The organism is Deinococcus misasensis DSM 22328, from assembly GCF_000745915.1.
GTDB lineage: Bacteria > Deinococcota > Deinococci > Deinococcales > Deinococcaceae > Deinococcus_C > Deinococcus_C misasensis.
In genome coordinates this window covers 36729-60166 of record NZ_JQKG01000010.1, presented here as the reverse complement: position 1 = coordinate 60166, position 23438 = coordinate 36729, and the positions used below count along the sequence as shown (strand labels likewise).

Below are 23438 nucleotides of genomic sequence, written 5' to 3'. Positions count from 1 at the left end.
GTCCTCATTGCTGTTCCTCCAGTTCCTGCAAGGCCTGAGCAAGTTGTTCCTGATTTGGAGATTTGTAATGCCAGGCCAGCAGGTTTTCCATGTAACTGACCCCTTTGCCTTTCACAGTGTGGGCGAGGATCACCATGGGTCTTCCCTGCACCTCTGCAAAATTGTCCAGGGCACTTCTGATCTGCTCCACATCGTGGCCATCGATTTCTTTGACATGCCAGCCGAAGGTCTCAAACTTTTCTGCCAGAGGATGCAGATCCAGCACGTCCTTGACGTTGCCAAGGCTCTGGATCTTGTTGTAATCCACCACCAGCAGCAGGTTGTCGAGTTTGTGGTGGGGAGCAAACAGGATGGCTTCCCAGTTGGAACCTTCATCCAGTTCCCCGTCGCTGACCAGAACCACTGTGCGGTGACGCCGACCCAGACGTTTTGCAGCCAGGGCCAGACCACACCCCACAGGCAGACCGTGCCCGAGAGAGCCTGTGGAAAGCTCCACCCCAGGAACCTTGTGACTGGCATGCCCGAGCAACCGGCTTCCAGGCAGGTTGTATTCTTCGAGTTCTGACCCATCAATGAAACCGTGCACAGCCAAAGTCGCATACAGGGAAGCGGCAGCGTGCCCCTTGCTGAGGATGAAGCGGTCTCTGGCAGGGTCCTGAGGACGGGCAGGATCGATTTTCAAAAAATGGCTGTACAGCACGGTCAACAATTCCACCATGCTGAAGCTGCTCCCGATGTGGGACGCATTCACCCGGGAAACCATCTGGACGGACAGTTTGCGGATCTGCAAGGCACGGGCTTTCAGGGTCTCTGTGGAAATCATGGTCGCTGCCCAGCGTACCATTGCAAAGTACGCTCAATGCCTTCCTCGAAGGGGGTGGTGGGGATCCATCCGGTGGCTGCAGTGAGCTTCTGGATGTCGCCCTGCAGGTACATCAACTGGTCCGGAGCATAAGGTTTGCGTCCGAGACCACTTTCCAGATGGGGGGCGACTTTCTGGTGAATGGTTTCCACCATCTCTCTGACCGTGCGTCCTTCTCCAGAAGCGAGATTGAAGATCCCGGTTGCGTCAGATTCCATCAGGCGGATCAGGGCCTGGGCGGCATCGTCCACATAGAGGTAATCCCAGACCTGCTCACCCGGGGTCAGGGAGGGAACCTCCCCTTTCAGGTACTGTTCCATCACGAAAGGCAGCAGGTGCATGGGGTCATCGTAGGGACCAAAGGTGGCCACCAAACGGATCCACACAAAGCGCATCCCGTAAGCTTCACACAGTCGTTCGGTGAGGTTGCCCACCGCATGTTTGACTCGGCCATAAGTGGTTTCAGGCAGAGCAGGGAGGCCCTCGGTGAGTTTCTGGTTCACCCGGCCATACTCGGCCTGTGATCCGAGGCCAATCCAGACCTTGCATCCGGCACTGGCACCCACATCCACAAGTTGCAGGCTGCCCTGCAGGTTGTCATGGATCTGCCTCACATCGTTCCTGAAGGCATTTCCCACCCCGAACCACGCCAGATGAAAAATCACTTCAGGCTGGAAAGCTTCAAGTTCTCCAGCAAAGGCCTGCACATCACGAAGGTCCCCAGAGATCACCCGAAGCTGAGCCTGAACAGGTTCCAGTCCTTTGAAACTGGACTCTGGGCGTTTCAAGATCGCCACCTGATGTCCCTCTGCAAGCAGGGCCTTCACCAGGTGGATGCCCAGGTGTCCGGTGGCTCCGGTCACAAAACAGCGTTTCATCTCAGACCCCTGAATCCACACCGAAGAAACGGGTGTACCACGCCACCGTTTCCTTCAAACCATCTTCGAAGCTGCAGGTGGGCTCCCAGCCCAGCACCTTTTTGGCCTTGCTGGAATCCAGATACTGGTCCTGAATTTCGGCTTTTGCTTGATTGAGAATCACGGGTTTCAGGTGGGTTTTGCCCATCACTTGCGCAAGGGCATCGATCACCTGCAACACATTGCGGGGTTGGTCAGGACCAAAGTTGAACACCTGTCCTTGCACCTCGGGTCGGTGGGACTCTTGTGCCATTTTCAAATAGGCATCCACAGCATCCATCACGTACACATAATCTCTGGTGAGGGTGCCATCGCTGCGCACCACCGGGGCCTGCTCTTGCAGGAAGCTGCGAATGGTGCCGGGGATGATGCGGCTCCAGTTGAGGTCTCCCCCACCATAAATGTTGCCACACCGGGCCGTCACCACAGGCAAGCCATAGCTGTGGAAGTAGGTCTGGGCCAGCAGATCGGTGCAGGACTTGGACACATCATAAGGATGCTTGCCGTTTGCAGGCATGTCCTCGGTGTAAGGCAGCACAGCACTGTCACCGTAAGCCTTGTCGCTTGAGGCGACCAGCACGCGTTTCACCAGGTTGGGATGAATCCGGCAAGCCTCCAGCAGGTTGTAGGTGCCTCGAATGTTGGCTTCAAACGTGGGAAGGGGATTGCGGTAAGCGGTTCCCACGATGGTTTGTGCACCCAGATGGAACACGGTGTCGATTTCGTGCTCGTTGATGGCCCGTTCCACATCCCGAAATTCCTCCAGTTGACCATTCACCACCGACACCCGCTTGAGGGTGCCACTGCGCAAAAGTTCACTCTGGGGATCTGCATCACGGATCAAAACCACCACATGGCTGCCCGCATCCACCAGTGTGTGGGTCAACCAGGAACCCACCAATCCGGTGGCCCCTGTCACCAACACCCTCTTGTCCTTCCAATACGCCGTCATGACCACACCTTCCAGGGGGCTTTGTCTGCCTCCCACATTTGATTGAGAATTTGCTTGTCGCGGAGAGAATCCATGGGATGCCAGAACCCGTTGTGCCTGAAAGCCATCAACTGCTGTTGTGCAGCCAGGCGTTCCAGAGGTTCACGTTCCCAGATGGTCTGGTCTCCGTCCAGCAGATCCAGAACCTGGCGGTTCAGGACAAAAAAACCACCATTGATGTACCCTTCACCGGTCACCGGCTTTTCTGTGAACTGGTCCACCTGGTCCCCTTGAAGGATCAATCCCCCGAAGCGGGAAGGAGGCATCACTGCAGTGAGGGTGGCCAATCTGCCGTGTTGGTGATGAAAATTCACCAGAGCCGTCACATCAATGTCACCCACCCCATCGCCATAGGTCATCAGGAAGGTTTCGTCCTGGCCAATCCATTCTTTTAAACGCTGCAATCTCCCTCCGGTCATGGTGTGCAAACCGGTGTCCACCAAGTGCACTTTCCAATCGGGTTGTTTGCCGGCATGCACCGTGGTGGTGCCTGTCTGCAAATCAATGGAGATGTCGTTGTTGATGGCGTAGAAGTTCAGGAAATATTCCTTGATGAATTCACCTTTGTAGCCCAGAGCGATGATGAATTCTTTGATGCCATGGGTGGCGTAAATGTTCATGATGTGCCACAGCATGGGTTTCCCGCCAATTTCGACCATGGGTTTGGGCCGAACACTTGTTTCTTCTGCCAGACGGGTTCCCAACCCACCTGCAAGAATGACTGCTTTCACGCTTGCTCCTTTTTAAAGTGGGCTCAGTATGCCCCTTTGCCTCTCAAAACCACACCCACCGTCTTGATCAGGATCACCAGATCAAGCCATGGTGACCAGTTTGACACATAGAACAGGTCCATGTTGACCCGTTCATCGTAAGAGGTGTCACTTCTGCCATGCACTTGCCAGTAGCCTGTGACCCCTGGGCGAACCTGTTTGTACACCTCAAAGACCTCTCCATATTTTTCGATTTCAGCTGTCACAATGGGACGTGGACCCACCAGAGACATTTCACCCATCAGCACATTCCAGAGTTGAGGCAATTCGTCCAGACTGGTTTTGCGGAGCAACGCACCCATGCGGGTCACCCTGGGGTCATCTTTGAGTTTGTGGGTGGCTTCAAATTCTGCCCGCAGGTCGGCATGGTCCGCCAGAATGTGTTTGAGGCGCTCGTCTGCATCGAGGTACATGCTGCGGAATTTCAGGCAGTTGAACATCTTGCCATCTGCACCGATGCGCCTTGCCCGGTAGACGATGGGACCGGGGCTGTCCACACGGATCAAGAGGGCAATCAGGAGCATGACGGGAAGGGCCAGCAATCCGCCCATCGTCACGAGCATGATGTCCAGTGAACGCTTCACGGCTCTGGAACGGGTGCTGCGCAGGTTGTTGCGCACCTCAAGGGCTGCAAAAGTGCCCAGGCTGTGCGGACGCAAAGACTGGTTGGGCACCCCAAAAAAATCAGGAATCACCCAGGTCATGGGATAAGCCTGATGGATGTTGTTGATGATCTGGTGCAAACGCTGTGCTCGGGCACCGGGAATGCTGATCAAGGCATGGTTGGTGAGGGGGTTCCGGGCAGCATCCTGCAGGGTTCCCAGCACCGGAACACCTTCAATGCTCTGTCCCATCAAGTCTGGATTGTCATCGTATATGGCCACGGGCTTCAGGCCATAAGCAGGAAAATGCAAAAGTTGTTTGATGGCTGCACGACCGGTGTTGCCTCCCCCCATGATGGCAACGGGACGTCCAAAATAACCTGCTTTGATGAGCAGATGTCGAACCAGGTACCTCATGGGCAAGGCGAACACGAAAAGCCCCAACCACAGCACAATCAAACCCAGACGGGTTGGAACAAGGTTTTGCACAGCAAACATGGCAGCCAACTGAATCAACAGAACCTGGGTGGTGCTGGTGACATGCAGTTGAATTTCGCTCTGGGGTGAGCGTCCATATGCAGGATAGTAGCCTTGCAATGCACGCACAAAAAGCCAGACCAGGCCCCACGTGACCATGAAGTTGGCGTCCAGAGAAGCAAATTGTCTCTCTGAAAGCACAAAGTAAGCCAGCAGCAGCGAGAGCAAAGCTGCCAGAGCATCTGCTCCCATCAGGAGCAAAGCCTGAGGCAAAGCTTCAATTTTGTAAAGCTTGCGCACCCATGGTTTCACATTGTTCCCTGCATAAGTCTGTTGAGCCATTCACGCAAACCGCTGGAGCTCGGGGTGGGCTTTGATCTGCTGCACCACTTTTTTGATGTCCTGGGTCCGGTCTTTTTTGACCACCAGTGTGACTTCACTGGTGCGGACCACCACCACGTCTTCCAGTCCTATTGTGACAATCAGGTCGTCGCCACCTGTCGTATACAGGATAGCACCTTCGGTGTCCAGACCCACGTGCCGTCCCACAGACACGTTCTGTGACTCAGAACGTAACAAACGCTCCAGAGCATTCCAATCTCCCAGATCGTCCCAGTCGAATTCTGCGGGGATCACCATCACCCGACTGGATTTTTCCAGAATCGCGTAATCGATGCTGATTTTGGTCAGGGTGGGAAACACTTCGCGGATTTTGCCCCGGGTTTGCACAGCCTGCTTCAGGGTGGCGTAAAGCTCGGGTTGATGGGCCTGGTACTCTTCCAGCAAAGTCTGTACGGTGCAGACAAAAATGCCGCTGTTCCACGAGAATTTTCCGGTGCTCAAGAACCGTTCTGCGGTGGTGGCATCGGGTTTCTCGGTGAAACGGGCCACCCGGTATCCCATGTTCTCTGCAAAGGTCATGGTGGGTTCGGCCCGTTCGATGTAACCGTAACCTGTGGATGGGTAGGTGGGCGTGATCCCAAGGGTCACGATGGAACGGGTTTCAAAAGCCAGTTTCGCAGCATCACGGATCACCTTTTGAAAGGCATCTTCATTGCCGATGCGGTGGTCTGAAGTGAAGATGCCCATCACGGCATCGGGATAATGCTGGGCAATGGTCAGCGCTGCATACAAAATGGCAGGTGCGGTGTCTCTGGCCAGAGGTTCCACCAGCAGGTTTTCCACCGGAAGCTCTGGAAGCTGGTCCAGCACCAGAGAGCGGTAGTCGTTGCTGGTCACCACGAAAATGGAATCCGGGTCGGTGGTGAGCCCTTCAAGGCGTTTCATGGTGGCTTGCAGCAAACTGTGTTCGCCACCGTCGAGGGTCAAAAACTGTTTGGGTTTGGCTTTTCTGGAAAGGGGCCAGAAGCGTTCTCCGCTGCCTCCGGCCAGAATCACCGGAATGAATGTGGGGGTTTCTGTCATGGGGTTCCTGCCCTCTGTCAACGCAGGCCGATGCGGGCTTTGATGCCCCATCCCTCTGCCTGCTGGTATGCCCCGAGGGTGTAGGCATAATTGGGGGTGTAAAAAGTGCCACCAAAACCGTACAGCACCTTCTGCTGGACAAAATCGTAACCCAGCATGGGCTCTGCCCTGAAGCCTTCGGTGACTGGCACAAACAGGGTGGTGCTCAGGCTGAGGTTCAGCCAGTCTTCAGCCAATGCATCATAACGGGTTCGGCCTTCAAGTTCCATGAAGGTGGTCCCGAGGGTCAACTGCTGGCGGGTCTGGGACTTCAGCCAGTTCTGGGTCAGGCCATAGGACAGGGACCACTGCTCTGGACGGTAAACGGCCTGGATTTCGGTTTGGTTGCGCTGCTCAGGGGCAAAGGCACTGAAATGGGCCTGTCCCAGCACCCCTGCCAGCGTGTGCTTGACCGAGAGCTCCAGAGGCCCTTGCTGGTAAGCCAGCCTGTAAAAACCATCGTGCACAAAGGCCACATCTCCAAGGGTGTGTTGAAGCCTCAGGGTGGTGTCGGTCTGCGCCGTAAAACCCTTTTGCTGCAAGGTCTTCTGATGATGGCCCTCCAGAGCGTAAACCGGAGCACTCTGGTTGTTTTCATGGGCCACCGAAACCAGCGCCAGCAAAGACAGGTCCGGGGTCTTGAAGCTGTACCCCACCCCGAATTCACGGGTTTCCTGTGCTCCAGTGCGGAAATGGGTTCTGAAGGCCAGACCTGCTGTGGGGGCCACATCCAGCAGCACTGCTGGAAAAGCCGGTTGCTGACCTTGAGGGGCCGGCAGCCCTGCCTGCACCCGCAACTCTGGGGTTTCATGGTCCAACCAGAATTCATAAGCGGTTTGCTGGAGGGCATGCACCCCGAGGTTCAAACGGGTGTACAGATCAAGGCTGATGGGCACGTTGCGCAAGGCCACCCCGCTTTCATCCGAGGCCACCATGATGGGTTTGCTGTCCAGACGGGCACGGTATTCGGTGAATGCATTTTGCACCCCGACCAGCAAAGGCTGATCCGGGTCCAGAGGCAAAACCAGACTTCCGAGGCTGGGGGTCAGCAGTCCGTATGCGTAAAACTGCACATTCTGAACAGAAAAAACATTCTTCTGGAGGTCCAGATCCTCTGCACGGACCAGCAGTTCTCTGGCATCCAAGTCCCGGCACACACAGAATTCCACCGTTTCGGCCTGCACCTGCTCTGGGGTTCCCGAGACCCCCTCGGCCTGAAGTTGGTTCAGGTCCTGCATCAGACGGGCTGAACGGGCAGTCAGTTTGCCGTTTGCCAGCACAGCCCCCTGAAGTTCGTAGCGCTCTGGGAGCCCTCCCTGACGGGTGAGGATGGCACGCGCAAAAGTCCAGCGGTTGTCCTGCTGGGTGGCCTCCCCTTCCAAGAGGTAGGTGCCCTCTGGCAAAGGAAGGTCAGAGAGGGTCTGGCTGGGCAAAACCAGTGTGAGCCGGACTCCGGTCAGGGTGCGCTGCTCAGCGTTTCCCGAGAGTTGCTGCACGGTTCCCGAAATTCCATCTCCAGAGACCGTCAGGATCCCGGATTCAAATTCCTGCCCCCGCACCGTGATGGTGGGCGCAGAGAGGTCCAGTCCTCCCAGAGTGAAGCAGGCACCAGAGAACACGGTCTGATCTTCTCCGGCATCCAGATCGTCGGCGTAAATCACCCCGAGGCTTTCGTCTTCCAAGGAAAGGTCTTTCTCGGGGCAGGCCAGGGCGGTCCCTGAAATCAAAAGGCAGGTGAACAAAGTCAGACCGACCTGCACGGGTTTTTTCAGGGAAAGTTCTTTCGGCACAATCACGGGCACAGTATAGCCCCTGTGGGTGAGCGCGGTCTGTGGGAAAAGCCAGCCCTCAACATATACTGGGACAGATGATCAAGTTCGGTACCGATGGCTGGCGCGACCTCATCGCAGACCAGTTCACTTTTGAAAATGTACGCAAAGCCGCCAGAGCCTACGCCCTGCACATCCTGCAAGCCGGGGGAAAACGGGTGGTGGTGGGCCACGACACCCGTTTCATGGCAGACCGCTTTGCAAGGGTCGCAGCAGAAACCCTGTCGGCCAGTGGTCTGGAGGTGCACCTCTCTGGCACCCACCTGCCCACCCCGGTCCTGTCTTTTGCTGTGAAACACCTGCACGCTCAGGGTGGGGTGATGATCAGTGCTTCCCACAACCCTCCAGAGTACTGTGGCTTCAAACTGAAAGGCTTTTATGGAGGCAGTGCCACTCCAGAGATGGTCCAGAACGTGGAAAGCCATCTGGGCGATCTTCCCCCTGCCTTTGATTCCAACCTGCACCCCATCCAGACTTTTGATGTGCAGGAAGCTTATTACAAACACCTGAGCACACTGCTGGATCTGGACATCCTGCGGGGTTTTGCTGGCACCTTTTACCACGACAGCATGGGTGGATCTGGAGGAGGTTGGGTCTCTGGATTCCTGAAATTTGCAGGGCTGGAACACATCGCTTTACAAGAAATCCACGCTGCACCCGATCCGATGTTTTATGGGGTCAATCCAGAGCCCTTGCCTCAAAATCTGGCCCACACCATGGGCATCCTGAAAGGGCAAACCGGCCTCGCTTTTGCAGCCGTGACGGATGGCGATGCAGACCGCATTGGCGCAGTGACCGCAGGAGGGGATTTTTTCAATTCCCACCAGATTTTTGCGGTGCTGCTCAAGCACCTTTATGACCGTGGACTGCGAGGCAAAGTGGTGCAAACCGTTTCGGTGTCCCGTTTGATTGCTGTGCTTGCCGAAAAACTGGGTCTGGAGGTCACCACCACCCCGATTGGCTTCAAGTACATCACCGAAGAAATGCTTCAGGGAGATGTCCTGATCGGTGGCGAGGAATCTGGCGGCATCGGCATCAAAGGGCACCTTCCCGAGCGGGACGGCATTCTGAACGCCCTCTTGATGCTGGAAGCGGTGGCCCACTCGGGCAAGAGCCTGTCTGAACTGTTTGCTGATCTGGAAGCCTTCACAGGGGTGCGGCACGCTTATGACCGCATTGACTTGAAGTTGCCCAGCTTGCAGGTCAAGGACCAGTTGATGCAAAAACTCAACACCCCACAACCCATTGCCGGACGTGAGGTGCACAACATCGACTTGCGTGATGGCATCAAATGGTTCTTGTCGGATGGAACGTGGATCATGTTCCGGGCCTCAGGCACCGAACCCGTCCTCAGGGTTTATGCAGAGGCCGCCAGTCCTGAAGAGGTCCAAACCCTGCTGCAAGCAGGATTGAATCATCTTGGGGTGTGAAACAGGATCAGTCCAGAGTCTTTTTTCTGGAAGACCTCGGGAAAGAGCATTCAACAGAAGTTGATCTTCTGATCGTGGATTCCCATCATTCCTCGCAAACCCACTCTTCGGCCTTTGCTCTGATGGCTGAGCGCTGATGGCTTTTAAAAACCTCAATCTTCCCAGTCTTTGACTTCAATGGGCGTGCAACCTTCGGTTTGCACGTCTTTGACGTTGTAACGGTTGTCAAAGATGATGGTCACTTCGCCCCGGTCAAAATGGTTGGGGCCCACCACCATCTTGCGGTAAATGAAACCATCTCCATCGTCGTTGCGGCCGATGTCGGCGCTGCGGGTGAACCGCAATTCCACAACCTCCTTGTGCCGGTTGGTGCGCACACGGATTTTAAACGCGTTCTGGTCCATCTGCTTGACGTAAGGATCTTTGGGGGTGGGGGCAGACTTGCGAAACAACGAGAACATTCAAAACCTCCAGGGTCACCACACTTTAAAGCATTTGACAGAAGAACAAGAAGCTGTCGCTCTGGTGAGGGTTTTTTGAAACAGGAGGGTGTGTTTGAATCCTCCTGTTTCACTGAATTCACGCAGCAAAACACCCTTGCGAAAGTCACTGCACAGTCATCTGCTTTATTCTACCGATTCATTCTGGGCTTGCAGCAGGATCTGCCGTTTCCTCGGGGGCTGGATTGAGTGCAAGGATCAGGCCTGCCAGCAAAGCGGCACGTCTGGGCATCTCGGACACGATCACATGTTCGTGCTCTGCGTGGGCACCATCCCCACAAGCCCCGAGCCCATCCAGAGTGGGCGCAATGCTGGCCGTGAAATTCCCGTCACTGCCTCCGCCACTGGCATCTTCTCCCAGCACAAACCCGAGGCTGTTGGCCACCTCACGGGCCAGTTCGTACAGGTGGGCGGTCCCTTCGGTGCGTTCAAACGGAGGGCGGTTCAGCCCACCAGTCACGGTCACCCGGGCACGCTCATCGAAGGCATGCAGGGATTTCATGGCCTCCTCGACCCTCTGGGCTTCCGACAGGGTGGTGACCCGCAGATCAACGTGCATCCACGCCTCGGCAGGGACCACGTTGCTCGCGGTTCCGCCATGGATGACCCCCACATTGATGGTGGTCCCTTTGGATGGCGTGCCCAGAGCGGTCACATGCAGCACCTGACGGGACAATTCCAGAATGGCATTGACCCCTTTCTCGGGTTGCCCTCCGGCGTGGGCGGCCTTGCCTTGCACGGTCACGTAAAAATCCCCCACCCCCTTGCGGCTGGTTTTCAGGGTGTAGGTGCCGGGGTTGGAGGGTTCAATGACCAGCACAGCTTGAGCCCCTTGCGCCAGTTCTTCGATCAGGCCGGAAGAGGTTCTGGAGCCGATCTCCTCATCGCTGGTGAGCAGGAAATCAATCTGGCAGGGAAACATGCCCCGGGTTTGCAGGGCTTTTAAGGCCCAGACCGCCTGCACGATGCCCCCCTTCATGTCATAGCTGCCGGGGCCATACGCCCGGTCTCCGTCAATGCGAAACGACAAGCGGCTGAGGGTGCCCATCTCCCACACGGTGTCGGCATGGGAGAGGATCAGGATTCTCTGGGGGTTGGGAGACGGCAGGCGAAACAGGCGATGGTCTCCATTGCTGGACGCGATGCGCTCACTGCGGGCACCAAGCAGGTTCAACCAGCCTTCCACCACATCGCCCACCTTGCGGATCTGCTCGGCGTTGCGGCTGGGAGATTCGATTTCCACAAGGGTGCGCAGGTCCTGCACCATGCTGTCTTGCTGGGCCTGTAAAAGCTGGAGAACATCTTGCATGTCCACAAGTATAAGCCTGTCCAACATCTTCAAATTGGGGACAAAAATACGCTGTGCTCAGCGTACAGTCTCTGGCTGCTCCAGCCTTCTGGCACTCAAGGCAAGCATCTCGGTCAGGCGACTGAGGCAACGGCTGTACTTTTTGGCATACGCTCCATACCGGTAAGTGGAAGGAAAAAGCTGGTCCAGAGCCTCTCCAGAGGCTGCAAATTTCAGGTTCAGGTCGTACACCTTGTCGATGAAGTGCACAAACCTCAGGGCAATGTTCTGGTCGGTCATGCACACCAGATCGTCCAGAATCACGGCATCAATGCCATCCAGCATTCTGGAAAACCGGGCCGGGTGGACCCTGGTCAGGTGCAAATTCAGTTCGCTGGCCGTGACCCGCACAAAGCTTCCAGCTTGTTTTTCCAGCAAAGCCAGTTCGGATTTTTTGAAGGGCTTCCCGAGCCCTGCGCCACGCTGACGGTAATCCGGCCCATCGATGGACAGCACCGTGAACCTTTCAGCGATGGCCTGAATCTGGCGTTTGAAGTCTTCTGCGTTGAAGCGGCCCTGCCCGAGGTGCTCGGGTTGGGTGTTGCTGGTGGTGATGACGTGCGTCCCCATCGGCATCAGTTGGCCCAGAAAAGTGGAGGTCATGTGGGTGTTGCCGGGGTCATCCAGTTCAAATTCATCGATGCACAGAAGTTCGTAGCCGTGAAAAGCAGCAATGGCCTTGTGCATCCCGAGCATCCCAATGGTGTACAGCAATTCCTGATAACTCAAGAACACCTTCTTGCCCTGAAACGCGTGCCATGCCGCAGCCAGGAGGTGGGTCTTCCCTACCCCGAAGCCTCCGTCCAGATAGTACCCCACCCCTTCAACGGGCCTGGGCTTGCGAAACAGGCGTTTCACAGGCTGAGGTGGGTTCTGGGTGAATTCCCTCAGGGTGTCACGGGCCAGAGCCTGCGATGGAAAATCAGCATTGGGAAGGTAATTCTCGAAGCTGACCTTTCCAAAGCGGGCGGTGGGCTGAAAACCCTCCAGCATCTGCTCTGGGGTCACTTGAGGATTTCGGGATAACAGGTCTATGCGCATAAGTCCTTGTGGAGGCTGTGCCCCTCTGGTTCCAGTGTAATCCTTAACCAGAGGAAAACAGTGGGTACTGTGTGTGTATCAGGGGCAGAAGGCAGAAGACCTTGTAGGGACTACGCATGCGTCGCCCAGATGCCGAAAGCCAAGGGCCGAGGGCCGAGAGCATCGTGCTGTGCGTCCAAGAATCGTCAAGGGAATTTGTATAGGGGCGAGGCGTGCCTCGCCCTGCGTTGCCATCGCCAAAGCCCTGAACGCTCTAGCCAAAGCCTCTTCTTGCCCTCGGCTCTCGGCCCTACCCTTCAGCTCTGTCCAATCAAGCCCTTGAAAGAAACGAGACAGCCTCCCCCTTTAGAATGGTCGCAATCCCAGAGGCTTCACAGGAGTTCCCATGTTTTTAGGCATCGATCTTGGCACTGGCAGCATCAAAGTTCTGGTCATGAATGCTTACGGAAGCATTGAAGCCGTCCAGAGCGAGACTTACAGCATCTCCACCCCTCAGAAAGATCATGCAGAGATGGACCCCGAGATCTGGTGGCAGGCCCTGAAAACCGCTCTGGGCAAAATTCCAGAGGGTCTGAAAGGGCAAATTCAGGCCATCGGTTTCAGTGGACAGATGCATGGGGTGGTCCTGACACGGCAAGATGGCACCCCTACGCATCCAGCCCTCCTCTGGTTGGACCGCAGAAGCAGTGCTGAATTGCGGGATTACCCTGAAGGTGCAGAAAAAACCTTGCTGAACCCCCTGTCGGTGGGCATGATGGGTCCGGGTTTGCGCTGGCTGCTCAAGCACCGTCCAGAGGCCCTTGAAGCAGGCCATGTTTTCTTGCCCAAGGATTTCCTCAGGTTCAGGATGGGTGGTGATGCATGCACCGATCCTTCAGACAGCACCGGGACTTTGCTGGCCAATCCGGATGGGTCTTGGAACCGGGAAATCATTGAAACTCTGGACTTGCCTTTGCACCTGTTTCCTGAGGTGCGTGCTTCGCAGGCTCTGGGCGGGCACCTCAGCGAAAAAGCGGCAGGAGAGTTGGGCCTTCCAGCAGGAATCCCCATGGCTGTGGGTGGCGGAGACACCCCCTGTGCGGCTCTGGGAAGTGGCCTTCTGCAGGCAGGTCAAACCCAGCTCACCACGGGAACAGGCGCACAACTGATCACCCTGACCCGTGAAAGGCCAGAGCACCATCCGGCCCTGAATGCTTACCGCGCCGTCACCGATCACTGGTATGTGATGGCAGCCATGCAGAATGCGGGCGTGGCTCTGGAGTGGGCACGCAAAAGCCTGAACCTGAGCTGGCAGGAGGTGTACGATCTGGCCTTCGAGAAGGAAACGGAAGTCATTTTCTTGCCCCACCTGAGTGGTGAACGCACCCCCCTGATGGACCCCAAAACCCGAGGAGCATGGCTCAATCTCGATCCTTCCACCACCCGAGGGGAACTGATGAGGGCAGCTCTGGAGGGGGTGGCTTTCAGCATTCGGGAAGGTCTGGAGGTCCTTCAGACACGGTACCCTTTGCATGAATTGCGTCTGGCAGGGGGAGGCAGCGCAGATCCCAGATGGCAGCAATTGCTTGCCGATGTGCTCAGGGTCCCCCTGAAACCTGTCACTGCTTTGCACAGCAGTGGAAAAGGGGCAGCCATGCTTGGGGCTGCATGTGTTGGACATGCTTTTGAGGACTTTTTACAGGGTGATGAACAGGAAGCTCTGGTTTTCCCTGCTTCAGGGGATGTCACACAGGAAAAGTTTTTGCGCTTTAAAGATGCTTACCAGAGGCTCAAAGGCTGGCACGTTTGAACGGGCACGCTGGACATCCACCTTGACATATTATTGATAATAAGTTATTAATATCATCAATGCTTTCGCAGAAGCAGATTTTTCCGTGAATGTACCCCCACGCTCTCCCTTGGGTGGGGGTCTTTTTTTGGAGGTGGACCGTGGCAAAACAATGCTTTGTGACCGGCAAGTCCAGTTGCGTGGTGAATTCAGTGACCCGCAGGGGCAAAGCCAAAAAAGATGGTGGGGTGGGCCGCAAAACCACTGGCATCAGCAAAAGACGGCAACATGCCAACCTACACAAACGCTGGGTGCTGGTCAACGGCGAGAGAAAGCACGTCTGGCTTTCTGCACAGGCCCTCAGGAAACTGCCCGAGCACATCCAGTTGATCTGAACCTTGGGCAAGAAAAAGGACATCCCAAAAGGATGTCCTTTTTCAATGGGTCAATGGTGCACCCGCAGAACCGCTCCGGAAAGCTCCATGCGCAACGCAGAAGGAGTGGCATCCAGCAAGTCGTTTTTCATCCAGTGCTTCCATGCTTGCACTTCACGGCGCACTTTGGCAGGCAGTTTTCCAGCAAGCAGTTTTTCACGGTAAAACGGTCCGTGGATGCTGGAAATCCAGTTTTCATATTCCAGAATGATGCCGTGCACGGCCAGCAAGCCTTCTGTGCGGTGAATGGGCTGACCGGAGACCTGACCATCAAAAGCAGGCATCTGGTCGCAGCGGTAAAACAATCCTGCTGGACGGTCATAGTAAAGTTGAGGTTTTTTTTCCAGAGCCAGTCCCATGGAATGCACAGACCACGCCCCCATCTGGTAAATGCTGGAACCCCTCTGGCATGGATGTTTGGCCTGTGCAAAGTTGCGAAGGTCACCAGAGGCCGCATCCAGACCCCACAGCCAGAATTGCACCACCAGAGGGTTTCTTCCGGGTCTCAGGGGCATGGCAGGCTCCACATGTGTGGCTGGGAAAAAGACAAACTCAAACGCATGTTTTTGATAATACGATATCAATATCAATGATGCAATTCTTGCCTGTCACCTCAAAAGTTCTATTATTGATATTGATAAGTTAATATCAATAGATTAGGGTGTAGCCATGAAACGATGGATTCCCCTGCTGACTGCTGCCCTGATGTCCACCACTTTTGCCCAGAGTGCAATTCGACTGGTCTTTGTGGACGCCAAAACCCCCTCTGCACAGGTGCTGGAAGTGCAAGAGAAAAAAACCATTGCCAGCTTCACGGTGCCCGGTCCAGCCGCAGGCATTTATACCACCTCTGGAAAGCACCATGCCGTTTTGATCCACCGCAATGAGAACCGGGTGACCTTCATCCACAGCGGTTTGCGCTTGCTGGACCACGGCAACCATCAGGACCTGATCAAAACCCTTCCCCATGTGCTGCAAACCCTGAATGTGGGACGCCAACCGACCCACTTTTTCAGCCATGAAGACCAGATGGTGATTTTCAACGATCAGGATGGAACCAATGTGCTGCTCAATGAAAGCCAGCTCGGGCTTTCTCTGGATTACCAGACCGTACCTGCCGAAATTCCAGACCACGGTGCACCTGCCCTGCTGGGCAAACACCTGCTGATCGGGTACCTGAAACTCAACCGGGTGGATGCTTTTGACTTGGAAAGCCAGAAGGTGGTCCAACAGTTCCCCAACTGCCCAGCCCTGCACGGCGAAACCCGCCTGAACAACACCGTGGCTTTTGGTTGCTCTGATGGGGTACTGCTCATCTCTGAAAGCAAAGGTCAACTGTCCAGCCAGAAAATCAGCAATCCAGCAGGCACCCCGGAAGGCACAAGGGTTGGGACGGTGCTCTCCCATCCCAAAGCCAGCACTTTCTTTGGCAACTGGGGCAAAGGGGTGGTGCGCATTGATCCGGTCAACGGTTTGAAACCCATTGCTCTGGGCAGCAATTACATCAAAGGCAACTTCTCAGCCGATGGGAACCTTGTGCTGGTCCTCACCGCAGATGGCGTCCTGCATGAAATCCTTCCAGAGGGCACGGTTCAACGCCAAACCCGTGTGGTCACCCCTGTGGACCTCACGGTTGCTGGAGCACCCCGACCTTCTTTTGCAGTGCATGGCCACTGGGCCTTCATCACCGATCCCTCTGTGGGCGAAATTGTGCAGTTTGATGTGCAAACCGGGCAGGTGACAGAGCGCTTCAAAGTGGGTGGCACACCCACCGGAATTGTGGCGCTGTCCGCCGAGGGCACCGAACACTGACCCATGCACTTTAGAGCATTTGACAGAAGAACAAAAGGTTGTCTTTCTGGAAAGGGTTTTTTGAAACAGAAGGATTCAAATGAATCCTTCTGTTTCACTGATAAACGCTGTAAACACACATCAATGAAATGGAAAAGAATGAACTGAAAAAGGGCGCTTCGTGCGCCCTTTTCTGGTGCATGACTGTTCAGGACAGCCAATTCCACTCGGTCACGTAATCTTGAAAGTCTTGCAGCACCTGCTGGGCCTCGGGCTCCTGAGCTTTCACCCAGAGGTTCACCTCTTCTGAGTGCAAAACCCGCAGAGGGGTGAGGCCATGCTTGGCATCAAAATGGGCATTCAAACGGGTCAGGACTTCCTCGTGTGTTTTGCCCAGCCAGGGTCTGGCCCGGCCCAGTTCACGCAGGTAATCGTCAATGGCGTATTCCAAGAGGGCTTCGCGGCCCACCACCCATGGCGCAATGGAACTGTTCAGCATTTACGCCTCTTTCCAACCGGGGAAGCCACGGATGGCGACCAGAGTGGGACGGGGAATGTTGCTTCCGGGCAGTGCAGCAAAGGTGCTGGTGGGCTTGTCCAGGCTCTGGGTGTCTTCACCGGGGTGCTGGATGGACACAAACAGGGTTTTGCCATCGGGGCTCCAGACAGGACCGGTCATTTCGGCCTCTACAGGACCGGTGCAGAAACGGTAAGCCTTCCCTTTGTTGGGGCCTTCGGTGGGGAAAAAGAACATGGAGTTGTTGCCCAGAAAGTCGTAAATGGTGTCTTCGCCGGTGCCCGAGTCGGTGACCATCCACAGGTTGCCGTAGGGATCGAAAACCAGATTGTCTGGGCTGGAGAAACCGCTCTGGGGTCCTCCCACTGCGAAGACTTCCCACTTGAATTTCTCGGAGGTCCAGTCGTCGTTTTGCTCGGAGAGCTTCACGATCTGGCCGAAGTAATTGCCGTGCACGCTGTTGTTGGTCAGGGCAATGTACACCTCACCTGTGAGGGGATGGATTTCGATGTCCTCGGGACGGTCGGTGGGGGTGGCTTTGATGGCCAGAGCAGCAGCACGGGCATCCACCAGAATGTCGGCCTGACTGGTGAACATCGGCTTGCCATCGGCTTTTTTGGCGTCTTTGAGGCCCTTGTTGCGGTCGTAATCCAGCAGCAGCCACTTGCCTGCAGAGAAATCTGCCACGTACAGGTCCCCTTCAGACAGCAGGTTCAGGTTGGCTTTGCGGTCTTGCGGGTTGTATTTGCCTTTGGAGACGTATTTGTAAACGCAGGCATCGCGCATGTCATCGCCCATGTAGACCACCACACGACCATCTCTGGCGACCGTCACCGCAGCATTTTCGTGGCGGAAACGGCCCATCGCAGTGTGCTTTCTGGGGGTGCTCTGGGGATCAAAAGGATCAATTTCGGTGATCCAACCCTGATGGGAAGCCTCGTAACCGGTGCCCTCCCACTGTTTGGTGTAACCATCCACGTTTTCTTCGCAGGTCAGGAGGGTGCCCCAGGGGGTCTGTCCACCCGAGCAGTTGCCGATGGTGCCCTTGACTCTGGTGGCCCCTTTGACAGCAGCACTTCCAGCAGCAGGTCCGGTCAATTCGATGTCGGTCAGACCATCAATGCGGCGGTTGTGGGGATCGTTTTTGACCACTTCCCACTTGCCGTTTTGCAGTTTCACGCGCACGACAGAAACGCCCATGGAACGCTTTTCTTTTTCCATGTTGGCAGCAGTGCGCTCGGTGGTGCCCAGAAACAACGGGTTCACATATTCATGGTTGATGGTCAGCAGGGCGTCCTCACTGCTCTTTCCTCCCTCAAGCATGTCGATGGGAAAATAACCCACGTAATCGTGGTTGAAACCCACCGTCAGACCATTCCCGAGGTCCTCTCCCCATGGGGCGAGAATCTGGTAACTGTACCCTCTGGGCAAGGTGATGGTGTCTGCCGTGGTCACTTTGCTGCTCACGAAAGGGGCACGTTGTGCAGGCTTTGCGGTGACTTTCTCAGCAGGGGCACCGTTGTTGGCGGCAGCTTTTGCCACCTGAACCGGCAGGGTCGCTGCAATCCCGGTGGCCACAGCCCCCTGAATGGCAGAGCGGCGGGACACTTTTTTCTCCAGAAGTTGTTGCCAGATGCTTTTGTGCTCGTTCATGAATCCTCCCCAAAAAACTTGCTCAAGTTTTACAGGAAGGTGTCAGCAGAATTTCAGCTCTGGAACAGCATTTTCCCACACGAAGCAAAGAAAGAACCACTGTATCAACAGTGGTTCACAGGAATGTCAGGAACTTGGGCAACTATTCCCGGTGGATCAGGAGTTCCACTTTGAAATTGCCCCGACGGGTTTCGTTGATGATGCGTTTGAACTCGATCTTGCCGATGCCTTCCGCAGAAAGCATGTCTCCCTCGCGGATCTCGCTGCTGGATTTGGCAATCTGACCGTTCAGGCGCACCTTCTTGTTCTCCAGACCGACCTGAAAGTACGCTCTGGACACCCCGAAGCCTTTGGCCCCCACCACATCCACACGCATGCTGGGCACCACCACTTCACGGGTTTTGCTGGGACGCTGGTGCTCCGAGAGGTCCACTTTTTCAACGGTGATTTCGGTGCCTCCCAGAGTGGTCAGGCCCTCCAGCACCGCAGAGGCTTTGCCTGTGGCGGCCACCCAGTAAGCACCCTGATGTTCGCGGATGTCCCCGAGTTGCTCCTCGGGAACGAGGTCCAGCAATCGGTGCTTGAGTTGCACGGCGTCCATGTGGGGAGAAAACTCGCCAGAGACCTCCCAGATGTCCACGGGGTCGCTGACGCTGGGGATGTGCTCGGGGTAAAGGGTCAGAACAATGCGTTCTGCATTCAGAAAACCACCCGAAATGTGATGTTTCACCTCCGGGCTGTTGAGTTCACGTCGGCTCACGCTGTCCTGGGGGATGAATCCGGTGCGGATCACCCGTCCTCCGGCAGCCTGAGCAATCAATTTGGACAGGTTCATATGCAGTCAGGGTAGCACAAAAGACCGCTTCAGGACATCGTGTTTTGTGCTTACTGGGGGTGTGGGAGGAGGGCGTTTTGAGGGCTCAAAAGGCCTGACGTGCTTCGTCCAGAGGCCGAGAGCCGAGAGCCGAGAGCCGAGAGCCGAGAGCATGATGCAGCGCGTATTCGCAAGGGTCAAGGGGATTTGTTTTCCTGAAAGCTGTTGCCAAAGCCTTTTTGAGCCCTCGGCCCTTGGCTCTCGACTTAAAATCGGGTGTTTTGTTCCTCCCTTTTCCCCACCACAGGTGTTAAGGTGATTCCATGCATACACCCGAAATCACAGGCACAATCGGCGCTCCCAAAGAGACCCTGGCCCTGCTGCTGGAGAAAAGCACCCTCGGCCCCGAGACCATGTTTGTGGTTCTCACCGATTTTCAGGGGCACCGCAACATTGCCCGTTACAGCGTGCTGGTGCACAACAAAGAAGCCAGCGTGCTCAGTGTTCCTGCTTTTGGTCCCCACTATGGCGAGGCCGGAATCGAGGCTTTGCGCGATGTGGTCCAGAGTGCGATTGCCTCTGGGGTCACCAATTTCAAGGAAACCGTGGTCAACCCTTACGATTTTCAGCGCATGACCAGCGATCCTGACGAAGAAGATTTGAAGGTGCTGCTGTCCAAAGCCAATCCCACCGATCACAACATTTACATCTGAAATCCATTCCCATAAAGATTCGCACACAGCAAAACAACCCCGCACATGCGGGGTTGTTTTGCAGAGATGGTCCTGTGTCGAATTACAAGGTTGTGACCTGCACCGGGCTGAGGTGGTCTTCGGTGGTGCCATCACCGAGTTGTCCACCAAAGTTGCTGCCCATGCTCCAGAGTTGTCCACCCGCAGTCAGGATCACGCTGTGGGCGCGTCCGGCAGAGATGGCCGTGGCACTCTGGATGCCCTGAATCTGAACTGGGGTGTTCTGGTCGGTGGTGTTGCCCAGCCCAAGCTGTCCGTTGTCGTTTTTGCCCCAGCTGTACACGTTGCCCGTGCCTGTGATGGCGAGGTTGTGTCCTGCACCAGCCACGATGCTTTGCACATCGGTCAGACCTTGCACTTGAACGGGTTTGAAGCTGCTGAGGGTGCTGCCGTTGCCCAGACGTCCATTGTGGTTGTCCCCGAAACTGTACACCGTTCCAGTGCTGGTGAGGATCAAGCTGTGGTAATGGCCTGCTGCAATCTGCACGATGTTGCTCAGTCCGGTGAGTTGCACAGGGGTGCTCTGGCTCTGGGTGGTGCCCAGCCCGAGTTGTCCGTTGTTGTTCCAGCCCCAGACCCACACGGTGCCGTCTGCTTTGAGGGCCAGATTGTGCCCGAGTCCTGCACCGATTTGCACGATGTTGCTCAGTCCTGTGACCTGCACAGGGGCACTCCGGTCGGTGGTGTTGCCGTTGCCCAGTTGGCCCACATTGTTGTGGCCCCAGGCCCACACGGTGCCGTCTGTTTTGAGGGCAAGGGTGTGTTCCACACCTGCGCTGATGCTTTTCACGTGGTCGATGGAGGCCTGCACAGGGGTGCTCTGGTCGGTGGTGTTGCCGTTGCCCAGTTGTCCGAATTCATTGCGTCCCCAGGCCCACACGGTGCCATTGGCGGTGACGGCAAAAGAACTGTTCCAGCCTGCTGCCACTTCGGTGACCGTGTTGAGGTTGAGTTTGGCGGTTTGGCCGTAACCGTTCCAACCAAAAGCATTCATTTTTCCGTTCTGCACGAACAGGTTGTGCTGATTGCCACTGGAAAGCACATGGGCTTTGCTCTGGGCGGTCACCGTGGGCGTGGGATGGACCTGTTCATGGGCCTGTTGGTACTTCACACTGTTGGTGCGTTCTGAAATTTCAGTGTTGCGGCGGCTGCGCACAGCGTAAAAACCTTCTTCACTGGGCACATAAGAGGTGGTGTTGGCAGGAAGCAGTTGTTCTTGCTGGAAGTTCACGCCATCTTTGCTGTAAAGCACTTCGAAAGAGGTTTCATCCGTGATGCGGTCCTTCCAGAGCAGGGTGGGTTGTCCGGTGAGGGTGCTGAGCACCAGTTGCTCTGGGGCGGCCAGAGGAGCGGTCTGGGGTTGTGAGGGTACAGTTTGAGATCCGCAGGCGACCATCAGGAAGGTCAGGCCTGTCAGTGTCAGGATGTTTTTCATGGTGCGGTGTGAGGAAAATCAGAACAATCCTTGGGGTGGACTGTTGGTGGGAGGTCCTCACCAGTGCGATGGCACTGCCTTCCTGTCCCACATCTGGCTCCTGTCGGGTTTTTCAGGCACAGGCTTCCTGTCCTTCAGAGGAGGTCTCCTCTGCCGGTGAAGTTGGGGTGCTGAAAATACGGGTCAGGTGCTCACAATCAGCCTGGTGTTCTGGCCGATTCTGTGGGGTTGGGTCCGCGGTTCCTGGGGGTTTCTGGGATGTGTAACATGCTGAAAGTCACTCCTTCCGGGGTTGGAAGAGTGACCGACAACGAAATGCAATGGGTTGTGCGTTCAGCTGCAAGCCCCATGGGGGATCACAGAAGAACAAAGGACCAATTGCTTCATGCCGGTCGCACCACTGGCTCGGCGTTTCCCTAGGTGCCCGAATACGGGAAAACGCTTCATCGCCTCATGAGCCTATCTCTGGTGTACATTATGGCATTGTAAATGCCTTTTTAGAAGGGGATTTTTGTCCTCTGAGAGGACTTTTTCTTTCATGTTTACGTGACATCTTGTGTACAAAATGGGCTTCAAAACTGTGCCAGAGCGCAGCCAGCACTTCAAAAAAAAGCCAGAGCAGCCAGAGTTCTTCAGTTTGTCTTCAGGTTTTCTTCAGCCTCGCTTCTGGTTCGTCGGGCATTGCGGCAACGGTCTGAGCAGTACACCACTTCAGGCCAGACTTTCTCCCATTTTTTGCGCCAGAGGAATGGACGGCCACACACCGGACAGGTTTTTGAATCGCGTTCAGAAGGGGGCTTGTGTTTCATCCCACAACGGCGCATCTTGATACACCTGCGCCTGCACCTCCTTCCAGAAAGGGAAAAACCGCCTGACAGGTCTGGAGTAAACCGTCAAGCGTTCTGGCTCATGCACCACCACATCCAGATGGGCAGACTTCAGACCCTCCAACGTCCTGCGAAATTCAGCCGTGGGTGCACGGGTCACATGCACCATGTCTGCTCCCTTTTCCTGGGCAAACTGCAGAATTTCCTGCACCATGCTGCCCCTGCACAGGGCCACCTCTGCTTGTCTGGCTCTGGCAATGTCCCGGACCCCCTGATACATGAAGGCCAGACGGTGGAAAGCAATGGCATGGCTGGACAGAAACACCTCGTCAAACACAAAAACGGCTGGGGCCTCAGGGCATGCCTGCAAAGCTGGATCGGTGATGCTCAGGGAATCCCCATGGATCCACACCATGGCCTTTGAGGGGTTCGGGGAGGTCATGAAAACCTCTGGCCGAAAAGCCTGTCCTGCAAAGCTTCATAACTGGCATGGAAAGGGCAATCTGCGGTGCATCCCGAGCACCATTTCGCAGCCGAATACCTGTAAATGTTGTCCTTGTTCATGATGTAAGGTTTGCTGGAAAACGTGCTGGCCACCCACTGCCACGACAGGGCATTGCTGGCCACATCTCCATCCAAGAGGTGCCCTCTGAAAAAGGCATATCCGGCCTTCCAGTGCACTTTGCGAAAATGCACTGTGTAGGCTGCAAACCAGAGCCTTTCGTGGTTGTGCAAATACCCTGTGTCTTTTAAACGTTTCACCCACGCGTCCACACAGGGAAGCCCGGTCTGGCCTTCACGCAGGTCCTCGGGCAAATCTGGTGTCCAGTGGGCACTGTATTTGGGAGGCTCCATGTTCTCCAAAATGCGGTCTCCCTGCTGCCAGAACACCAGAGAGAAAAACTCCTTCCATGCCAGTTGCCTGAGGAATTCAGAACGGTCTTTGCCTTTGAGGGTGCGTCTGGCATGTTCTGCGGTTTCCTTCAGACCGAGCATGCCGTGCCTCAGGTAAGGGGAAAGCCTGGAGACATTGCCTGCAAGCTCATTGCGGGCAGCGTAATCCTTGCCAGAGTAGGCCCTCAGGCGCTTGAGGCCTTCTTCCCGGCCTCCAGAGGGCTCTGGAAGGTGCACTTCGCCAGAATAAAGGCCAGCAAGGGCTTCACGGAGATAAACAACAAGTTCTGCATCGGGAACCAGAGGATCCAATCTGGGCATG

23 protein-coding genes and 1 riboswitch are annotated in these 23438 nt (G+C 55.7%); of the genes, 5 read left to right on the top strand and 18 right to left on the bottom strand.

Going from position 1 to position 23438, the window contains the following annotated elements; genetic code table 11:
• Positions 1-4: 4 nt before the first annotated feature.
• The 7 genes from Q371_RS08105 to Q371_RS08075 are packed head-to-tail and all read right to left on the bottom strand — an operon-like array spanning position 5 to position 7879.
• Positions 5-823, bottom strand: coding sequence for a transketolase (locus tag Q371_RS08105; RefSeq protein WP_034338707.1), 819 nt, complete (start codon positions 821-823; stop codon positions 5-7).
• Positions 820-1740: an NAD-dependent epimerase/dehydratase family protein gene (locus tag Q371_RS08100; protein WP_034338705.1), complete on the bottom strand. Its 921-nt coding sequence runs from the start codon at positions 1738-1740 to the stop codon at positions 820-822. Before Q371_RS08100 ends, Q371_RS08105 begins: the two co-directional genes overlap by 4 nt.
• 1 nt (position 1741) lies before the next feature.
• Entirely contained in the window at positions 1742-2731 is a 990-nt protein-coding gene (locus Q371_RS08095; protein WP_034338702.1) for a GDP-mannose 4,6-dehydratase, read from the bottom strand.
• Positions 2728-3501, bottom strand: a complete 774-nt coding sequence (rfbF, locus tag Q371_RS08090) for a glucose-1-phosphate cytidylyltransferase (protein WP_034338700.1) — start codon at positions 3499-3501, stop codon at positions 2728-2730. The genes Q371_RS08095 and rfbF overlap by 4 nt, the downstream gene beginning before the upstream one ends.
• 23 nt (positions 3502-3524) lie before the next feature.
• Positions 3525-4931 (bottom strand): undecaprenyl-phosphate galactose phosphotransferase WbaP, encoded by a 1407-nt coding sequence (gene wbaP, locus Q371_RS08085; RefSeq protein WP_169743806.1) that lies wholly within the window; start codon positions 4929-4931, stop codon positions 3525-3527.
• A 30-nt stretch (positions 4932-4961) separates the two neighbouring features.
• The gene (locus tag Q371_RS08080; RefSeq protein WP_034338697.1) at positions 4962-6044 is read right to left on the bottom strand and encodes a mannose-1-phosphate guanylyltransferase; all 1083 of its coding nucleotides are present in this window, start codon (positions 6042-6044) and stop codon (positions 4962-4964) included.
• Between the two features lie 17 nt (positions 6045-6061).
• Complete coding sequence (locus tag Q371_RS08075) at positions 6062-7879, bottom strand: hypothetical protein (protein WP_157442597.1); 1818 nt, start codon at positions 7877-7879, stop codon at positions 6062-6064.
• A gap of 71 nt (positions 7880-7950) precedes the next feature.
• On the opposite strand from Q371_RS08075, the gene Q371_RS08070 reads away from it, so the two are divergent.
• Positions 7951-9342, top strand: coding sequence for a phosphohexomutase domain-containing protein (locus tag Q371_RS08070; RefSeq protein ID WP_051963701.1), 1392 nt, complete (start codon positions 7951-7953; stop codon positions 9340-9342).
• 152 nt (positions 9343-9494) lie between these two features.
• Here Q371_RS08070 and Q371_RS08065 read toward each other — a convergent pair whose 3' ends face one another.
• From Q371_RS08065 to zapE, 3 genes are all read right to left on the bottom strand, one after another.
• Positions 9495-9803, bottom strand: coding sequence for a hypothetical protein (locus tag Q371_RS08065; protein WP_034338693.1), 309 nt, complete (start codon positions 9801-9803; stop codon positions 9495-9497).
• 178 nt (positions 9804-9981) lie between these two features.
• Complete coding sequence (locus tag Q371_RS08060) at positions 9982-11151, bottom strand: M20 family metallopeptidase (RefSeq protein WP_051963698.1); 1170 nt, start codon at positions 11149-11151, stop codon at positions 9982-9984.
• 57 nt (positions 11152-11208) lie between these two features.
• The gene (gene zapE / locus Q371_RS08055) at positions 11209-12231 is read right to left on the bottom strand and encodes a cell division protein ZapE (RefSeq protein WP_034338690.1); all 1023 of its coding nucleotides are present in this window, start codon (positions 12229-12231) and stop codon (positions 11209-11211) included.
• A 385-nt stretch (positions 12232-12616) separates the two neighbouring features.
• Between zapE and Q371_RS08050 the strand changes: the two genes are divergently transcribed.
• Both Q371_RS08050 and rpmB read left to right on the top strand, forming a co-directional pair.
• The gene (locus Q371_RS08050) at positions 12617-14020 is read left to right on the top strand and encodes a xylulokinase (RefSeq protein ID WP_034338687.1); all 1404 of its coding nucleotides are present in this window, start codon (positions 12617-12619) and stop codon (positions 14018-14020) included.
• Between the two features lie 140 nt (positions 14021-14160).
• On the top strand, positions 14161-14394 hold the full coding sequence (gene rpmB / locus Q371_RS08045; protein ID WP_034338924.1) for a 50S ribosomal protein L28: 234 nt from the start codon (positions 14161-14163) through the stop codon (positions 14392-14394).
• 50 nt (positions 14395-14444) lie between these two features.
• Here the strand turns inward: rpmB and Q371_RS08040 are convergent, their stop codons facing one another.
• Positions 14445-14948, bottom strand: a complete 504-nt coding sequence (locus tag Q371_RS08040; protein ID WP_034338685.1) for a hypothetical protein — start codon at positions 14946-14948, stop codon at positions 14445-14447.
• Between the two features lie 154 nt (positions 14949-15102).
• On the opposite strand from Q371_RS08040, the gene Q371_RS08035 reads away from it, so the two are divergent.
• On the top strand, positions 15103-16245 hold the full coding sequence (locus Q371_RS08035; protein WP_051963695.1) for a hypothetical protein: 1143 nt from the start codon (positions 15103-15105) through the stop codon (positions 16243-16245).
• 187 nt (positions 16246-16432) lie between these two features.
• Here Q371_RS08035 and Q371_RS08030 read toward each other — a convergent pair whose 3' ends face one another.
• The 3 genes from Q371_RS08030 to Q371_RS08020 all read right to left on the bottom strand — a co-directional run bounded on the left by Q371_RS08030 (position 16433) and on the right by Q371_RS08020 (position 19229).
• Complete coding sequence (locus tag Q371_RS08030; RefSeq protein ID WP_034338682.1) at positions 16433-16723, bottom strand: hypothetical protein; 291 nt, start codon at positions 16721-16723, stop codon at positions 16433-16435.
• Positions 16724-18394 carry a PhoX family protein gene (locus tag Q371_RS08025; RefSeq protein WP_051963694.1) on the bottom strand — a complete coding sequence of 557 codons (1671 nt, stop codon included), beginning with the start codon at positions 18392-18394 and terminating at the stop codon, positions 16724-16726.
• A gap of 142 nt (positions 18395-18536) precedes the next feature.
• Positions 18537-19229, bottom strand: a complete 693-nt coding sequence (locus Q371_RS08020; protein WP_034338680.1) for a S4 domain-containing protein — start codon at positions 19227-19229, stop codon at positions 18537-18539.
• A gap of 302 nt (positions 19230-19531) precedes the next feature.
• On the opposite strand from Q371_RS08020, the gene Q371_RS08015 reads away from it, so the two are divergent.
• The gene (locus tag Q371_RS08015) at positions 19532-19921 is read left to right on the top strand and encodes a DUF3197 domain-containing protein (RefSeq protein ID WP_034338678.1); all 390 of its coding nucleotides are present in this window, start codon (positions 19532-19534) and stop codon (positions 19919-19921) included.
• Between the two features lie 82 nt (positions 19922-20003).
• Here Q371_RS08015 and Q371_RS08010 read toward each other — a convergent pair whose 3' ends face one another.
• From Q371_RS08010 to Q371_RS08000, 4 genes are all read right to left on the bottom strand, one after another.
• Positions 20004-21395, bottom strand: a complete 1392-nt coding sequence (locus Q371_RS08010) for an RCC1 domain-containing protein (RefSeq protein WP_051963691.1) — start codon at positions 21393-21395, stop codon at positions 20004-20006.
• A 377-nt stretch (positions 21396-21772) separates the two neighbouring features.
• Positions 21773-21858: riboswitch (cyclic di-GMP riboswitch) on the bottom strand.
• A gap of 169 nt (positions 21859-22027) precedes the next feature.
• Positions 22028-22204 carry a DUF2256 domain-containing protein gene (locus tag Q371_RS26435; protein WP_084571321.1) on the bottom strand — a complete coding sequence of 59 codons (177 nt, stop codon included), beginning with the start codon at positions 22202-22204 and terminating at the stop codon, positions 22028-22030.
• Positions 22182-22664: a deoxyribodipyrimidine photo-lyase gene (locus Q371_RS08005; RefSeq protein WP_051963688.1), complete on the bottom strand. Its 483-nt coding sequence runs from the start codon at positions 22662-22664 to the stop codon at positions 22182-22184. The genes Q371_RS26435 and Q371_RS08005 overlap by 23 nt, the downstream gene beginning before the upstream one ends.
• Positions 22661-23437: an FAD-binding domain-containing protein gene (locus Q371_RS08000; RefSeq protein ID WP_034338910.1), complete on the bottom strand. Its 777-nt coding sequence runs from the start codon at positions 23435-23437 to the stop codon at positions 22661-22663. The genes Q371_RS08005 and Q371_RS08000 overlap by 4 nt, the downstream gene beginning before the upstream one ends.
• Position 23438 lies beyond the last annotated feature (1 nt).

Bases quoted from the DNA above. Each gene is read 5' to 3' on its own strand.
- Q371_RS08105 (WP_034338707.1), bottom strand. From the start codon at position 823: ATGATTTCCACAGAGACCCTGAAAGCCCGTGCCTTGCAGATCCGCAAA.
- Q371_RS08100 (WP_034338705.1), bottom strand. From the start codon at position 1,740: ATGAAACGCTGTTTTGTGACCGGAGCCACCGGACACCTGGGCATCCAC.
- Q371_RS08095 (WP_034338702.1), bottom strand. From the start codon at position 2,731: ATGACGGCGTATTGGAAGGACAAGAGGGTGTTGGTGACAGGGGCCACC.
- Q371_RS08080 (WP_034338697.1), bottom strand. From the start codon at position 6,044: ATGACAGAAACCCCCACATTCATTCCGGTGATTCTGGCCGGAGGCAGC.
- Q371_RS08070 (WP_051963701.1), top strand. From the start codon at position 7,951: ATGATCAAGTTCGGTACCGATGGCTGGCGCGACCTCATCGCAGACCAG.
- Q371_RS08065 (WP_034338693.1), bottom strand. From the start codon at position 9,803: ATGTTCTCGTTGTTTCGCAAGTCTGCCCCCACCCCCAAAGATCCTTAC.
- Q371_RS08060 (WP_051963698.1), bottom strand. From the start codon at position 11,151: ATGCAAGATGTTCTCCAGCTTTTACAGGCCCAGCAAGACAGCATGGTG.
- zapE (WP_034338690.1), bottom strand. From the start codon at position 12,231: ATGCGCATAGACCTGTTATCCCGAAATCCTCAAGTGACCCCAGAGCAG.
- Q371_RS08050 (WP_034338687.1), top strand. From the start codon at position 12,617: ATGTTTTTAGGCATCGATCTTGGCACTGGCAGCATCAAAGTTCTGGTC.
- Q371_RS08040 (WP_034338685.1), bottom strand. From the start codon at position 14,948: ATGCCCCTGAGACCCGGAAGAAACCCTCTGGTGGTGCAATTCTGGCTG.
- Q371_RS08035 (WP_051963695.1), top strand. From the start codon at position 15,103: ATGAAACGATGGATTCCCCTGCTGACTGCTGCCCTGATGTCCACCACT.
- Q371_RS08030 (WP_034338682.1), bottom strand. From the start codon at position 16,723: ATGCTGAACAGTTCCATTGCGCCATGGGTGGTGGGCCGCGAAGCCCTC.
- Q371_RS08025 (WP_051963694.1), bottom strand. From the start codon at position 18,394: ATGAACGAGCACAAAAGCATCTGGCAACAACTTCTGGAGAAAAAAGTG.
- Q371_RS08020 (WP_034338680.1), bottom strand. From the start codon at position 19,229: ATGAACCTGTCCAAATTGATTGCTCAGGCTGCCGGAGGACGGGTGATC.
- Q371_RS08015 (WP_034338678.1), top strand. From the start codon at position 19,532: ATGCATACACCCGAAATCACAGGCACAATCGGCGCTCCCAAAGAGACC.
- Q371_RS08010 (WP_051963691.1), bottom strand. From the start codon at position 21,395: ATGAAAAACATCCTGACACTGACAGGCCTGACCTTCCTGATGGTCGCC.
- Q371_RS26435 (WP_084571321.1), bottom strand. From the start codon at position 22,204: ATGAAACACAAGCCCCCTTCTGAACGCGATTCAAAAACCTGTCCGGTG.
- Q371_RS08005 (WP_051963688.1), bottom strand. From the start codon at position 22,664: ATGACCTCCCCGAACCCCTCAAAGGCCATGGTGTGGATCCATGGGGAT.
- Q371_RS08000 (WP_034338910.1), bottom strand. From the start codon at position 23,437: ATGCCCAGATTGGATCCTCTGGTTCCCGATGCAGAACTTGTTGTTTAT.